The sequence below is a fragment of the Lederbergia graminis genome (genome assembly GCF_042655485.1).
GTDB lineage: Bacteria > Bacillota > Bacilli > Bacillales > Bacillaceae_C > Lederbergia > Lederbergia graminis.
Genome location: NZ_JBHSMC010000010.1, coordinates 70,645 through 85,878 on the forward strand (window position 1 = coordinate 70,645; position 15,234 = coordinate 85,878).

Annotated in this window: 14 protein-coding genes and 1 riboswitch; of the genes, 11 read left to right on the plus strand and 3 right to left on the minus strand. The window is 37.2% G+C overall.

Translation table 11 applies throughout. The features are described 5' to 3' along the window. Window position 1 precedes the first annotated feature (1 nt). The 3 genes from ACFPM4_RS07570 (at window position 2) to ACFPM4_RS07580 (ending at window position 1,788) form a co-directional block, all read left to right on the plus strand. Window positions 2-898: an ABC transporter ATP-binding protein gene (locus ACFPM4_RS07570; RefSeq protein ID WP_144923568.1), complete on the plus strand. Its 897-nt coding sequence runs from the start codon at window positions 2-4 to the stop codon at window positions 896-898. 80 nt (window positions 899-978) lie between these two features. Beyond that, window positions 979-1,074, plus strand: a riboswitch (guanidine-I (ykkC/yxkD leader). A 58-nt stretch (window positions 1,075-1,132) separates the two neighbouring features. Then, window positions 1,133-1,474, plus strand: a complete 342-nt coding sequence (locus tag ACFPM4_RS07575; RefSeq protein ID WP_382349678.1) for a DMT family transporter — start codon at window positions 1,133-1,135, stop codon at window positions 1,472-1,474. Beyond that, window positions 1,474-1,788 carry a DMT family transporter gene (locus ACFPM4_RS07580; protein ID WP_382349681.1) on the plus strand — a complete coding sequence of 105 codons (315 nt, stop codon included), beginning with the start codon at window positions 1,474-1,476 and terminating at the stop codon, window positions 1,786-1,788. The genes ACFPM4_RS07575 and ACFPM4_RS07580 overlap by 1 nt, the downstream gene beginning before the upstream one ends. Window positions 1,789-2,794: 1,006 nt before the next feature. On the opposite strand, the gene ACFPM4_RS07585 is transcribed toward ACFPM4_RS07580, so the two are convergent. Next, entirely contained in the window at window positions 2,795-3,436 is a 642-nt protein-coding gene (locus ACFPM4_RS07585; RefSeq protein ID WP_382349684.1) for a YesL family protein, read from the minus strand. Window positions 3,437-3,768: 332 nt separating this feature from the next. On the opposite strand from ACFPM4_RS07585, the gene ACFPM4_RS07590 reads away from it, so the two are divergent. From ACFPM4_RS07590 to ACFPM4_RS07625, 8 genes are all read left to right on the plus strand, one after another. Then, window positions 3,769-5,127, plus strand: a complete 1,359-nt coding sequence (locus ACFPM4_RS07590) for an ABC transporter substrate-binding protein (protein ID WP_382349687.1) — start codon at window positions 3,769-3,771, stop codon at window positions 5,125-5,127. Window positions 5,128-5,285: 158 nt separating this feature from the next. Further along, window positions 5,286-6,005: a GntR family transcriptional regulator gene (locus ACFPM4_RS07595; protein ID WP_144927459.1), complete on the plus strand. Its 720-nt coding sequence runs from the start codon at window positions 5,286-5,288 to the stop codon at window positions 6,003-6,005. Between the two features lie 62 nt (window positions 6,006-6,067). After that, a complete protein-coding gene (locus tag ACFPM4_RS07600) occupies window positions 6,068-7,225 on the plus strand; it encodes an SIS domain-containing protein (RefSeq protein WP_382349692.1) in 1,158 nt (385 codons plus the stop codon). Between the two features lies 1 nt (window position 7,226). Next, window positions 7,227-8,078, plus strand: coding sequence for a tagatose-bisphosphate aldolase subunit GatY (gene gatY / locus ACFPM4_RS07605; protein WP_382349695.1), 852 nt, complete (start codon window positions 7,227-7,229; stop codon window positions 8,076-8,078). A 12-nt stretch (window positions 8,079-8,090) separates the two neighbouring features. Beyond that, entirely contained in the window at window positions 8,091-9,026 is a 936-nt protein-coding gene (pfkB, locus tag ACFPM4_RS07610) for a 1-phosphofructokinase (protein ID WP_382349698.1), read from the plus strand. A 2-nt stretch (window positions 9,027-9,028) separates the two neighbouring features. Continuing rightward, entirely contained in the window at window positions 9,029-9,961 is a 933-nt protein-coding gene (locus ACFPM4_RS07615) for an ROK family protein (RefSeq protein WP_382349701.1), read from the plus strand. Next, complete coding sequence (locus tag ACFPM4_RS07620) at window positions 9,958-11,598, plus strand: DUF4091 domain-containing protein (RefSeq protein ID WP_382349704.1); 1,641 nt, start codon at window positions 9,958-9,960, stop codon at window positions 11,596-11,598. Before ACFPM4_RS07615 ends, ACFPM4_RS07620 begins: the two co-directional genes overlap by 4 nt. A gap of 353 nt (window positions 11,599-11,951) precedes the next feature. Continuing rightward, entirely contained in the window at window positions 11,952-13,334 is a 1,383-nt protein-coding gene (locus tag ACFPM4_RS07625) for an ABC transporter substrate-binding protein (RefSeq protein ID WP_382349707.1), read from the plus strand. A 189-nt stretch (window positions 13,335-13,523) separates the two neighbouring features. On the opposite strand, the gene ACFPM4_RS07630 is transcribed toward ACFPM4_RS07625, so the two are convergent. Together ACFPM4_RS07630 and ACFPM4_RS07635 are read right to left on the minus strand one after the other, a co-directional pair. Next, window positions 13,524-14,333: a helix-turn-helix domain-containing protein gene (locus ACFPM4_RS07630; RefSeq protein ID WP_382349710.1), complete on the minus strand. Its 810-nt coding sequence runs from the start codon at window positions 14,331-14,333 to the stop codon at window positions 13,524-13,526. A 47-nt stretch (window positions 14,334-14,380) separates the two neighbouring features. Beyond that, a complete protein-coding gene (locus tag ACFPM4_RS07635) occupies window positions 14,381-15,139 on the minus strand; it encodes a phytanoyl-CoA dioxygenase family protein (RefSeq protein ID WP_382349713.1) in 759 nt (252 codons plus the stop codon). Window positions 15,140-15,234 lie beyond the last annotated feature (95 nt).

A 15,234-nucleotide genomic window follows, 5' to 3' on the forward strand; every position in this document is an offset into this window, starting at 1 on the left:
TATGATAGATTGCCAAAACTTAATGAAAATATATAAAATTGATGATGATAATGAGGTTATCGCCCTTCAAGGACTTGATTTACAAGTAGAAAAAGGGGAAATGATGGGCATTATCGGAAACTCTGGGAGCGGAAAGTCCACCTTATTGAATATGCTAGGTGGACTGGACCGTCCCACGGCAGGTAAATTGATTGTAGATGGTAAGGATTTACTGCGCCTTTCGGATAAAGATTTGGTGAAGTATAAGCTAGAAACAGTCGGATTTGTATGGCAAAACAATGCTCGTAACTTAATTCCTTACTTAACCGCTGTAGAAAATGTGGAACTTCCAATGTTAATTAAAGGCAAGCATAAACGCGAACGTGCCAAGGAATTGTTGGAAATGGTAGGAATGGGTCATCGTATTAATAATAAGCTACATTCCTTATCAGGTGGGGAACAGCAACGTGTCGCAATTGCCATTTCGCTTGCAAACAACCCAAGTCTTATTCTAGCGGATGAGCCGACAGGTAGTGTTGATACGAAAACGGCGGATATTATCCTAGATGTTTTACGAAATCTAAACCGTGAATTAGGTGTAACAATCGTCATCGTTACCCACGATACGCAACTAACAAGAAAGATGGATCGTGTTGTTGCGATTCGAGATGGGAAAACATCGAGTGAAATATTACGTCGCTCTGCCTACCTAGATATGGAGTTAGAAGAAGAACAAGGCGAAGACGATGATACACATGTGGAATTAACTGTCCTGGACAGTGCACGAAGAATCCAGGTGCCAGAGGATTATTTAGAGGCAATAGGAGTAAAAGATTCCAATAAAGTAAGGATGGAAATAGAAGACGGCAAAATTATCATTCTTAATCCGAATGAAGCAAAGAAAAAAGTCAAAGTATAACAATCTCCTCCATTGTGCCTAAAACTTTTTATCTTTGAAAGAAAAAGGGTATATGTGTATAATGTATTTAATTATATAATTTAAAAGTTTTCTAGGGTTCCGCAACTAGTTGTTGGTCTGGTCCGAGAGAAAACTCACGCAAAGTCGTGTCACGGAAGGATAAAAGCCTGGGAGAAACTGTTTACAGTTTTCTCTCAGGCTTATTTAGTTTATGACGTTTGGAGGAGTCAACAAATGAATAAAAACTGGTTAAAAGTATTTATTGCAGCAATAATAGAAGTTGGTTGGGTAATAGGGTTAACTCATGCTTATGATTTCTGGACATGGACTTGGACAGTCATCGCGATAATTGTCAGTAATTATTTAATGATTACCGCGGCTAATGTACTTCCTGCTGGAACAGTCTATGCTATTTTTGTTGGGTTAGGAACAGCAGGTACTGTTATATCTGAAATAATATTTTTTGAAGAACCATTAAAATGGGAAAAAATCATCTTAATTTGCATACTGTTAGTCGGAGTCATCGGATTAAAAGTAGTAACGGATGAAAAACAAGAGCAGGGAGTTGAATCTTAATGGCGTGGTTTACATTAATATTAGCAGGCTTATTAGAAACATTTGGTGTTGCTATGATCAACCAGTTGTCTGTGAAAAGGAATTGGCAAACCGTTATCTTACTAATTTTAGGATTTGGCTCCAGTCTTGCTTTACTCAGTTATTCATTGCGTTATATCCCAATGGGTACCGGTTATGCGATATGGACAGGAATAGGTGTTGTTGGCGGCGCCCTAGTTGGAATGATATTTTATGGAGAATCTAAGGAGTGGAAACGACTAGTCTTCATCGCTATGGTTCTAGCCGCTGCTATAGGATTAAAACTAGTATCTTAATTTATTTCGAATGGTAGATTACGACTTTCCGTTAAATCGCTAGGACTTTATTTGCTTGGGCTGTGTTGCATGCCAAGCTAGAGAGTGTTTTATAATAGGGGGCACGATGGAAGTTTCATCGTGCCCGTTTTACGTTAGAATAAAGTGAAGTGGTCACAATGGAAGCTTTACCATGCCCGTCTCCCGTGTATTTCAAGGTGGGAGGTAACGCAGGAGGCTTCATCGAGCCCAGTTCACGTCAGAATCAAGTGAAGCGGTCACGCAAGAAGCTCCATCGTACCCATTTCACATCAAAATCAAGAGAAGCGGTCACGCAGGAAGCTTCATCGTGCCCAGCTCACGTTAGAATCAATGAAGGTGGTCACGTTGGAGGGTCCATCGTTCCCAGTTCACGTTTGAATCAATGAAGGCGGTCACGCAAGAAGGTCCATCGAGCCCAGCTCACGTTTGAATCAATGAAGGCGGTCACGTTGAGGGTCCATCGTACCCATTTCACATCAAAATCAAGAGAAGCGGTCACGCAGGAAGCTTCATCGTGCCCAGCTCACGTTAGAATCAATGAAGGTGGTCACGTTGGAAGGTTTATCGTGCCCAGTTCTCGTTAGAATCAAAGAAGGCGGTCACGCAAGAAGGTTTATCGTTCCCAGTTCCCATTAGAATCAATGAAGGTGGTCACGATGGAGAGTTCATCGTTCCCAGTTCCCGTTAAAATCAAGTGAAGCGGTCATGCAGGAAGCTTCAACGCGCCCAGCTCATGAGAAAATCAAGGTGATAGGTCACGCAGGAGTCTTCATCATGCCCAGCTCCTGTCAGAATTAAAGAAGACGGTCAATCAAGAAGCCCCATCATGCCTAGCAACATCAAATTCAATATAAAAGGTCACATAAGACTCCGCCGTCCATCAATAGTCACACGAAAGGCATTTCTACCTTCAAATCTCCTCCATCCTCAAACCCTATTAACAAAAAAAGAGCTAAATCTAAAAAGATTTAGCTCTTTTCTCTCATTATTGAACAGCTTCTTTTTCTTCGCTAATAGCTGAACTATCCTCAAATAGTCTTTCAATCTTTTCAAAGCAGCGATGGCAAAGTGAGTAGTTAATAAAAGCGATAAAAGCGAAGATGAACAATGCCAATGGCGGTATAATCAGAAAGACGAAAAATAATGCTACAGATGCAATTAAAACTAATAGAGTAGTTGGGAAATATGCTAGCGAGATAATAAACGTATTCTTTAAAACATCCCTAAGTCGTAAATTATAATGAACCATGACAGGGAATAAAAATGCTGACATAAAAGTAAATAATAAAGCAATTAAAAATAACGGAACCAGTAGTGCTAAGCGTAGTCCGGACTGTGTCTCAATAACAAAGATATAATCAACATAGAGCAGGACTGCGAAAGGAATCCATAGAAGCCCTACTAGGAAGCTTTGTTTAAAGTTCAGCTTAAATTGCTTTATAAATGGTTTTAATACGGTTGTTTCACCTTTTATTTTCCATTGTCTAATTACGCTATGCATAGCTGCTGTGGCAGGAAATATGGTAACTATTGGAATGCAAGCGATTACCCAAATGAGATTAAGAATAAAGATGTTTGAAAGTTTTTCTAAAAATATATAGATTCGATTATTTAATATATTGTTCATAGCGGTCACCATCTTCAATGTTTATTAATTTAAAAGTATCATATTATCAGAGAAAAAGAAAGACTTGATGTAAGCGTTCTATTAACTATTTTTGAAATAGAAACTAAATTAGTATTTAATAGAAAATTTTAATATTATGGTTGACAAGGAAACCTGTAAACGATATCATACATCATGTAAACGATACCACATGTCGAAAAAACAAAGAGAATTGTCGGATGCTAAATAAGTATTATAATTCTGTTAATTTTAACCCATATACAAACACCATAGACTATTAATGCATGTGGAAGATATTAATTAATTTAACTAATAAAGAGGAGGAATACTTAATGAAGGGGAAAATGAAAGTTTTCTTGTTTCTAGTAATTTTCGCTGTTGTTATTGCTGGTTGCTCTAGTAACAAAAAAAGTGATAATGACGCTAATGGCGATAATGCAGCAGGAAATGTACCAACAGAAATTACGTATACACATGAGTTTGATCTAGAAGGAGAGATTGACTTTTGGTCATGGGATGAAATGTTTGAGGATGTAATTGTGGAATTTAATAAATTATATCCAAACATTAAAGTAAACTTGACCGTATTACCAATGGGAGAATTACATGATAACTTAGCAACTACTATCGCTGCTGGTAGAGGGGCACCTGATGCAGTTCATGTAGAGCAAGGCCAATTCCCTAGATATCAAGCAGAAGGACTATTAGTAGATTTCCTTCAGCCAGAATATAATCTCCAACGTTATAAGGATTTACAATCAGAATATAACTGGGAGCGTTGGAAATCTGTTGATGGTAAGAGATTACTAGGTTTCCCGTGGGATGTAACAGCTGGGGTATTCTATTATCGTGAAGATATTTATGAGCAAATGGGACTTCCAACAGATCCAGAAGAGTTAGGTGAATATTTACAAGACCCTGAAAACGTATTAGATGCTGCGCGTACTTTAGCAGCAAATGATATTTATATGTATGAATTTAGAGATTCACCAGCAATTCAATATGGAGATGCGGTTGGTTATTTCGATAGTGAATTAAACTATACTCGTAATGATGAAAGAATGATAGAACTTTTAGATTTTGTGAAAGAAGGAGTTCAAATAGGTTGGGCACCGCAAATGTCACTTGTTTTTAGTGATGAAGGGAAGCAGTTAGTGAAGCAAGGTAAAGCAGCATCATTCCCTGCAGGAACAAATGGTTCACGACATCTGGAAGAAGCATTCCCAGATTTAAAAGGGAAGTGGCGTGTAACGAAGGTGCCTGCTGGTGTTAACTTTGGGTTAGGTGGTTCTACATTCTCGATCCCAGAACAAAGTGACAGCAAAGACGCAGCATTTGCATTCCTAGAGTTCCTCAACTTCTCGGAAGAAGCTTGGAAAATATATGTAGATAAAGCTGTCCAACCAGCATGGAAACATATTACTCAGCTTCCGTGGTATTTAGAGCATACAAATGAGTACCTTGGAGGACAGAAGGATTTTGCGTTTTATGAAACAATTGTAGATAATATTCCAGTTCGTCGTGTAACTCCTTTAGATGGTCCAGCTTGGCCACTATATATCGACAAGATTAATGAATCCATTGATAAAAACATTGATTCAAGAACAACTCTTCAACAAATTGAAGACAATACATTGAAACAACTCGGTCCAGATATTGAAAAACTAAAAGAAGAATATGGTATGGAGTAAGTGACAGAAAGAGCACCACTATAAACAGTGGTGCTCTTTGAATATATTGGAAATAGCACTTTAATTTAGTATCTGACTATGGTAAAATAACTACAACTGGTAATAACCATGTGTCCAGTTAGAAAAACATCATTAGGATTACATGTAAGGAGAAAAAAATGATTAATAAGGATAGTCGCTTACCACTTTACTATCAATTAACCGACATTATTATTGAAAAAATTGAATCTGGTTTTTATAAGGAACATGATAAACTTCCTTCTGAACGAGAGCTGTGTGAAATGTATGATGTAAGTCGTACGACAGTTAGACAAACGATGCAAGAACTTGAGAAAGAAAACTATATTTACAAACAGCATGGTAAAGGAACGTTTGTATCTCCTAAAGTGATTAATCAAAGTCTTGTTCAATTTTATAGCTTTACAGAAGAAATGAAAAAAATTAATAAGGTTCCATCCACGAAAGTGTTGGATTTTAAAATTATTTATCCTAGTAGTAACATAGCTAAAAACATGAAGATAGAAGAAAGTGCACAAGTATATGAAATAACACGTTTGCGTTATGCGGATAATGAACCAATGATGTATGAAACATCCTATGTACCGGTACATCGATTTCCTAATTTAACAAAGGATGATTTAGAAAATAATCCGATGTATAACATCTTTCGCGATCATTATTCAGCAACGATAACACGTGCTAACGAGAGCTTTAAAGTTACAATACCTACTGACCTAGAGGCAGAGAGATTGCATATTCAAGAGGGAGAGCCGAGTCTTCTCATTATACGAACTACATATGAAAAAGATTTGGTAATTGAATACACGGTTACGATTGCTAGAGGAGATAAATTTACGTACACGGTGGAACTCAAGTAGATAATTTTATCTACTTTCAATTAAGTGGTAGTGACAACATTACAATATTGGGAGATGAAAAAATGCAAAGTTATCAAGCGGAAACATGTCATACGATTAGGGAGATAAAGCAACAACCAGAACTATGGAGGAAAGCGATAGAACAATTATCAGCTAAAAAAGAGGAAATCGAGCGCTTTTTACGAAATATAGAAACAAAGCATAAGCATGCTCGAGTAATATTTACTGGAGCAGGAACAAGTGCATTTGTTGGCGAAACAATCTACCCATATATACGAGATGCTATTCGTAAAAGAGGATGGGAATCAGAATGTGTATCCACTACAAATTTAACAGCTACCCCATATTATTATCTAGATAAAGAGATTCCAACAATAATAGTTTCCTTTGCACGTTCAGGAAATAGCCCTGAAAGTATTGCCGCTGTTGAAAATAGTGAAAAAATAGTAAACGATTTTTATGAAATTACGATTACATGTAATAAGGATGGAGCACTAGCACAAAGAGTTAGAAATACACAACAACAGCTTGTCCTCGTACTACCAGAAGAAGCAAATGATAAGAGCTTAGCAATGACTAGCAGTTATTCAACGATGATGATTTCAGCACTTTATTTATTTCACAACAATAAGGAAGTCTTTGAGAGAGAAACAACTGCTACAGCAGAAGCAGGTAAAAATATGTTAGCGTTGAGTAGTAAGTCGATTGAAAAATTAATGAAGAATGATTTTTCAAGACTTGTATATTTGGGATCTGGTGTATTTGAAGGGCTTTCAAGAGAGTCCGCTTTAAAGTTATTGGAGCTATCAGCTGGGAAGGTTGCAACATTATATGATACAACCTTAGGTTTTCGTCATGGACCAAAATCTTATATTAATAAAGATACGAATATCATAGTCTATCTTTCTAATAATCCGTACACAAGAAAATATGATGTGGATATGTTGAAAGAATTATATGCATATAAAGATCGTGGTCCTATCGTGGTGCTAACTGGAATAGAGGATCAAGACTTGGTGAATTACTGTGATGATGTCGTAACACTTCATAGTGATTTAGAAGATATACAATTAGCGTTTGCTTATATTATTTTTGCACAATTACTAGCTTATGAGAAGTCTTTACAAATCGGTTTATCTCCTGACAACCCATCTCCAACTGGGGCAATAAATCGAGTCGTTCAAGGTGTAACAATCTATCCGTATGTGGGGGAAAAGTAAGATGAAGACGACAACAAATAGCTTATTACTTTCAGCACAAGCTGGGAAGTACGCAGTTCCAGCATTTAATGTTCATAACCTAGAAATAGCGAAAGCAGTGTTAGAAGTTGCGGAGGAATTACAATCACCAGTTTTACTTGCTGCAACACCAGGAACGATAAAATATATGGGAGAAGAATTTTTAATCGGCATTATGGAAGCGGCACGGAAAAAATATACGATTCCTTTTGAAGTACATTTAGATCACCATGAAAATGTAAGCGATATTAAAAGTTTAATAGATATGGGAGTCGGCTCGGTAATGATTGATGCGAGTCACTATCCCTTTGAAGAAAATGTAAGCATTGTCACTGAAGTAGTACAATACGCACATAAAAAAGGAGTCGTAGTCGAAGCAGAGTTAGGTAGACTTAGTGGGATTGAGGACGATATGAGTGTTGATGAAAAAGATGCCATCTATACAAATCCAAGAGAGGCACTTGAGTTTGTGGAACGAACAGGTATTGATTCATTAGCAGTGGCCATTGGAACAGCACACGGGCTTTACAAAGGAGAGCCGAAATTAGATTTAGAACGCCTCCAAGAAATTCGTGCAGTTGTGGATATTCCACTAGTTCTTCATGGTGCATCAGGATTACCAGAAGCACTTGTCCAAGAGACTATTGGTATGGGGATAACGAAAGTAAATGTTGCTACTGAATTGAAAAATGCTTTCGTTGCTGATTTAAGAAAATATTTGATTGAAAATCCAGATGCCAACGATCCAAGGAAGTATTTTGCTGATGCAATTGATTCGTTGAAGAAAGTGGCAAGAGACAAAATATTTATGTGCAAAAGTTTGCAGAAAGCGTAGATTGCAATGATATTGACAGTAACTCTAAATCCAGCAATTGATGTATCCTATCATGTACAACATTTTCAAATAGGTCATGGGCATCGAGTAGAAAATGGCAATAAGACTGCAGGTGGGAAAGGGTTGAATGTCTCTCGGGTTCTGCAACAATTAAATAGTGAAGTACTGTGTACTGGTTTATTAGGTGGAAGCACTGGTACTTGGATTAAGAATCAACTAGACAGTGTAAACTTAATGCATGATTTTTTGGAAATTACGGGAGAAACAAGAACATGTTTAGCTATGTTAGACCCTATAGCAGGAACACAAACAGAATTAATGGAAAGAGGACCGACAATTTCGAAAGAGGAAGTGGAACGTTTCCGAGACCATTTTAAACATCTGTGTCAGAAAGCAAATATAGTTATCGCTTCAGGTAGTATGCCAAAAGGGATGCCAAGTCCATTTTATCAGGAAATGGGGGAAATTACTCGAGAATTACATATACCATTTCTTTTAGATACAAGTGGAAACGCACTTACGGAGGGAATTGAAGGTAGACCTTTCTTGATAAAACCAAATGAAATGGAACTTCGTGCGTATGTTGGTAGAGAGCTTTCAAATGAAGAAGAGATGTTAGAGGCAGCAAAGATAATTTGTAATAAAGGAGTACAGTATGTATTGCTTTCATTAGGTTCTAAAGGTGCTATTTTAGTAGGACAAGAAAATATATTGAAAGCTGAGATTCCCGAAATGGAAGTGAAAAATCCAGTCGGATCAGGAGATAGTATGTTAGCAGGGATGGCATATGCTCTACAACAAGGGTTCTCTATTTCCAAGTCATTAGCATTCGCCTGTGCATGCGGGATGGCAAATGCAGTCGAGGAACAAACAGGTTATGTTGAAAAAGTAGTAGTGGAAAAATTAGTTCCACAAGTTAAAGTGACTCCTTTAAATGAGGGGAGATAAATATGAAATATAGTGCTTGTTTTGATATAGGTGGAACTTATATAAAGTTTGGTGTTATTTCAAGTAGTGGAGGAATTTTTACTACTGGAAAAGTAGCAACTCCTAAGGAAAACGCTGCAATCCAAATTCCTGAAATAATTGCCCACCAAGTGGCATTAATGAGTCAAAAATATGAGATTCAAAATATTGGAATCTCTGCATGTGGATTAATTGATCATGAGCGTGGAGAAGTATTATTTTCCGCTAATATTAAGGACTATTCCGGATTACAACTTGCAAGAATAGTAAAGGAAAAAACAAATTTACATGTGTCTGTTGAGAATGATGTTAGATGTGCTTGCCTTGGAGAAGTTTGGCTAGGTGCAGCTCAAGGGAAGCAGGATGTTGTTCTTCTCACACTTGGTACTGGAATTGGGGGAGCAGTAGTAATAAATGGTCGGTTAATGCGAGGAGCAGGCTATTTAGCAGGTGAACTTGGTCATATGTCTATTGTTCATGATGGCGAAAGTTGTCCATGTGGTTTTAAAGGCTGTCTAGAACGGTATGCATCAACAGGAGCACTTGTCCGTCATTATACGAGAATCTCTGGTAACGACAGTGCAAATGGTAACGACAGTGCAAATGGTAAGGAGATAATGGATTTAGTGAAAAAACAGGATCCTCATGCAAGAGCAGCATATGATAATTTTTTAGATTACTTATCTACTGGTCTCGTGAATATTACTCACCTCTACAATCCTGAAGTTATTATTATTGGGGGAGGAATAACAGCACAAGGAAAGTCATTATTAGAAGATATACAAGAAAAATATCAACATAAAGTGATGGATGTATATAAAGTGTCTACAGAAATTACATTGGCTAGGTTAAGGAATCATGCGGCATTGTACGGCGCTTATACAGTAGTGAATCAGGTGGAGGAGATGGTTAGATGAAGAAAATACAATTTCAATTGGCAGACGCTCTAGAGAAAGTATTCCCAGATCGTCAGCCAAGAGAATTTGCTCAAAGGGAAATTTCTATATTCCTGGAAGAACAATATTCATTTCAAATTGCGTATTATCAGAAAGCAGATAGTAGTGATTATGTTAATATTCAGATCATAACAAACGAAGGAATAGAAACGACTATTAGCAAAGTGGAGAAAGTTCCATCTAATTTACCTGCTTATCCCGATAACTTCGATGATAATTATATAACGACAACTCCAGGATTATTACCTGATCTCCTATTACCAGCGGAGAATAACAGGATGGAATTGGAGAAGGATGGTTGGAATGCGCTTTGGGTTGATTTGAAGGCGCATTCAGGAGCAGGCTTGAATACGGTGGTAATCAAGATTACGGATTTAGAAGGAAAAGAATTATGGAATGAGCAGCTCTCATTATGGGTTATTCCTCATTCTTTGCCAAAGCAGAAATTAATCCATACGGAGTGGTTCCATACGGATTGTTTGGCAGACTATTATGGTGTTGGGGCTTTTTCTGATGAGCATTGGCGTATTGTCGAGAATTTTGTAAAAACAGCTAGTGAAAACGGCATAAATATGATCTTAACACCTGTGTTTACGCCTCCTTTAGATACAGAAGTTGGTGGAGAGCGAACAACGGTTCAACTAGTAAAAATAACGTACGATCAGAATAAGTATCATTTTGATTTTTCACTACTAAAAAAGTGGTTGGAAATGTGTAAACGAAATGGGATTCAATATATAGAAATTGCCCATCTTTTTACACAATGGGGAGCGGAATTCGCACCAAAAATTATCGTGAAAGAAAACGGGGAGTATATCCGTAAATTTGGGTGGGATATAGCTGCAGACAGTGAATTATACAAAGAATTTTTAGCTGCATTTCTACCAGCATTAACTGAATGTTTACGTGAGAATTGGGATCCTGATAAGGTTTATTTCCATATCTCGGATGAGCCTAATGAAGGAAATGTCGAGACATATAAAAAGGCAAAGGAGATTGCGGAGCCATATTTAGAAGGTTTTCATATCATTGATGCACTAAGTGATTATTCATTCTATAAGAATGGAATTGTGAGGAAACCGGTAGTTGCCAACAGTCATATTGATGAATTCATTAGACATGGAGTTCCGAATTTATGGACATATTATTGCTGTGGACAAACTAAATTTGTAAGTAATCGTTTCATGGCAATGCCTTCTGCAAGAACTAGAATAATTGGCACACAATTATTTAAATATGACATAGAAGGTTTCTTGCATTGGGGCTATAACTTTTATAACAGTCAGCTTTCAAAACTAAAGATTAATCCGTTTGACATCACGGATGCGATTAATGCGTTCCCATCTGGTGATGCATTCCTCGTGTATCCTGGAGAAAATGGTACACCACTAGCTTCCATCAGATTAAGAGTATTTGCACAAGCACTCCAAGATTTGCGTGCGTTTCAATGGCTAGCTGAATTGAAAGGAAAAAAATACGTAATAGACTTAATGGAAAAAGAACAAACCATAACTTTTTCAGAGTATCCAACTGAAGCGGAATATATATTAGGACTTAGAGAAGCTGTAAATGAGGAGATTGCAAAGCTATTAGATTAATAGGGAAATCCACCATTGAAGCAACTTGCTCTAGAAATAGAGAAATTAAAAGAAGAGTATGGATTAAAATAAACTGTATGAAAAAAACTGACTTCTGTCATGTAAGAAGTCAGTTTTTTTCTTTGGAAAGTATTGACCTCATTGAAGGTAAGCGTTATCATGTAGTTAACTGGTAATGACAACACTACATCACGGAGATGCATCTAACTGGCCGAATTAATTCTTTTTCACTCATCTGGTAATGACAACATTACAACAGGGAAGGAATGATGTTATAGGTTTAAAGGTTTATAGATTAGTTCTTAATGAGTTTGTCCGAATTATACTTACTTTTCAAAAGGGGATGTAAAAGGATGTATAAAACAATCGATAAGAGACTCTGGGGAATTCTCGTATTAATTTTTGCTTTGTTATTGATTTCAGGTTGTTCCAGTAAGGATTCGGGTTCTGATGGAGAAAAAGGTAAAGGGGGAGATAATGGAAATGTTAAAGATGAACTATTTGTAATTGATCCGAGTATTTCAGGAGAAATAACATTTTGGGCTTGGGGAGATGCAGGTTTAATATATGACGATGTAATTGAAGCATTTAATAAAGATTTTCCTAATATTACTGTAAAACTTGTGGATGGATTGCCAAGTGGTGAAATGCATGATAAATTGCAGACTACACTTGCTGCAGGAAGCGGTGCACCTGATGTGTCTCAGGTTGAACAAAGTTTCTTTGCTCGATATTCATCCGGGGATATGCTAGCAGATTTACTTCAACCTCCTTTTGACGCAGGTCGTTATGAAGGAATGGTATCTGATTATAATTGGGAACGTTTTAAATCTATTGATGGAAAAAGACTTGTTGGTATGCCTTGGGATGTAACACCAGGAGTATTTTATTATAGAGAAGATATATATGAAGAGATGGGATTGCCAAGTGATCCCGAGGAACTCGGTGAATTTCTTCAGAGTAAAGAGAATGTTTTAGATGCAGCCAGAATATTAGCTGCAAATGGAAAGTATATGTATGAGTGGCGTGATTCACCTGCAGTTCATTATGGTGATGCAGTTGGATATTTTGACTCCAATTTCAATTGGACTAGAAATGATGAAAAAATGGCAGAATTACTTGATTTTGTAAAGCAAGGGTCTCAACTTGATTGGGCGGCTCAAACTTCTGTTCTCTTCTCAGATGAAGGTAAACAAATGGTGAAACAAGGAGTAGTTGCATCCTTCCCAGCTGCTACATGGGCTGCTCGTGATTTGGAAAGATCATTTCCAGAGCAAGCAGGTAAATGGAGAGCAACATATATGCCATTAGGATTAAGTGTTGGACTGGGAGGATCGGCTTTTGTTATACCTGAACAAAGTCAAAATAAGGAAGCTGCATGGGCTTGGGTACAATGGATAACACAGACAGAAACCGCATGGAAGTTGTTCCTTGATGATTCAATTCAACCTGCTTGGTATCATATAACTTCCTTACCATGGTATCAAGAATTAACAAATGAATTTCTTGGTGGACAACAAGATTATAAGTTGTACTCTAGTATTGATGAGCAAATTCCTGTTCGTCGGTTAACGACGCTTGACGGTCCAGCTTGGGGAATATATATAGATAATGTCAATGAATCGATTGATAAGAATATAGATTCTAAAACAACTCTAAATAAGATTGAAGATACTGCAATGAGACAGTTAGGAGATGATATAAAAAAATTAAAAGAAGAACTAGGCATTGAATAATATTAGAGGCTGAGACAAAACGATTAGACATGGATGTAAATCCGACAATGTAAGGGTAGTTCTACCGCTACGGAAATACACTACGCTTTCCTTGGTGCAAGCTATATGAAGAGATTGCTAATTGAGAATAAAGTCGATAAAAAAAGATGACTCCGAATAATATTAAGGAGTCATCTTTCTTTATGATTATCACTTATTCCATGATTCACTTCTTATTTGTGATGGTGTTTTACCTACATGTTGTTTCACAACTCGTGCAAAGTGATAGGAGGTTTTAAAGCCGACTTTATAAGCGACTTCTTCAATCTGCAACCCTGTATTCCTTAATAACTCTAAGCCAGCTTCCACTCTCCGCTTCCATAAATACTTTTTAGGTGTTGTGTTTTCGTACTTTTGGAATAAACGAATTAAGTGTTCTTGTGTCACACCACTTACCTGTGCTATATCATTCAAAGATAAGTCTTCATGATATTGATGGCTTATTATTTCTTTTGCCTTTAAAAGAGCAGGGTGTCCGCGATGTAAATTAATTTTCTTGCTCTCACTAATGTATAACCAAATAGCAGCTTCACCTAAAGACTGCAAGACAGGGGAATCCTCTTGTGTATAGTCAAGTTGAATAGCTAAAATGAGACTGGTCAGTTCATTCATTTTTTCTGATATCGGTATATATAGTGGTAATTGTTCTAGCTTTTCTAACCACATTTCATCGATATAAGCAGGTGTTACCGAAATCCAACGATGCCAAGTTTCCATATCTTTGGCAAATAAAAAGGTTTCTTTATGTCCTGGTTTTAATAATACTACTGATCCGACTGGGATTTGGTTTTTCACACCGTCAATAGAAACGTTCATTGCACCTGTATGGAGTAATACTAATTGCAAGTCGTTTTGTATCCTGGGACCAAAATGTCCACCAGGGGGATATACAATCGTGCCTGCAAATGCATCACTAACCAAAAATGGTGTTTCAGTACCTGATTTATCTGCCAGTTCCATTTTAAATTCCTCCCTTGCTTTATCACCGCAAAGCTTGCCAGGGTTGTTTATACTAATGAGATTTTCTTATTCAAATCTTCTCTAACCACTTCCGAATCATGGCGGACATAATGACATACATAAGATTTACGCCAGCGATCTGTTGAACGGTTCTTACCAGAAGAGTGGATCAATAAATTGTGAAAGAATACTATATCTCCTTCTTTCATGACCACTGGAATCTGTTTAGAAAGATCTACACCTTCAGTTTCGTCTGTCCAAGCTTCATGTTCAGAAGAATCCTTTACTCTTCCGTGTGGACGTAATCCATCTTTGTGACTTCCAGGTATTACCCACAAGCATCCATTTTCTTCATCGACGTCTTCCATTGCAATCCAAGCTGCTGTTAATGTATTAGGTTCATTATCAATATAGTAATAGTCTTGGTGTGCCGCTTGCCCAGGTGTCCCTGGAGCTTTAAAGAAGTACATGCTTTGAATCCCGACCGCTTCATCACCCAATAGTTGCGCCAATGCTCCCCTTATGATTGGAAGTTTCATCATTTGTTCTGAGAAACTATCGTGTAAATGTGGATTGAAGAGACGTAATGAAAATCGGCCATCATCATTCAGTTGTTTATTTGGACTTGGCTTTGCCCAATCCACTACGTTTTCTGCTGAACGGATGTTATAGATGTGCGAATTATATACATGTATCAGATCCTTGCTGCATCCTTGACTGACTACTAAATATCCATCCCTTTCATATTGACTAATTTGCTCTGCAGATAAAGGTGTTGTTATTTCAGTCGTTCTAAAAGTTTTCATGTACATTCTCCTTTTAATTAATTTTTTGTTATTGCTTAAATAAAAGGATAGTAGATTATATGAAATAAATGAATGCCCTTACTTAACAAGTTTGT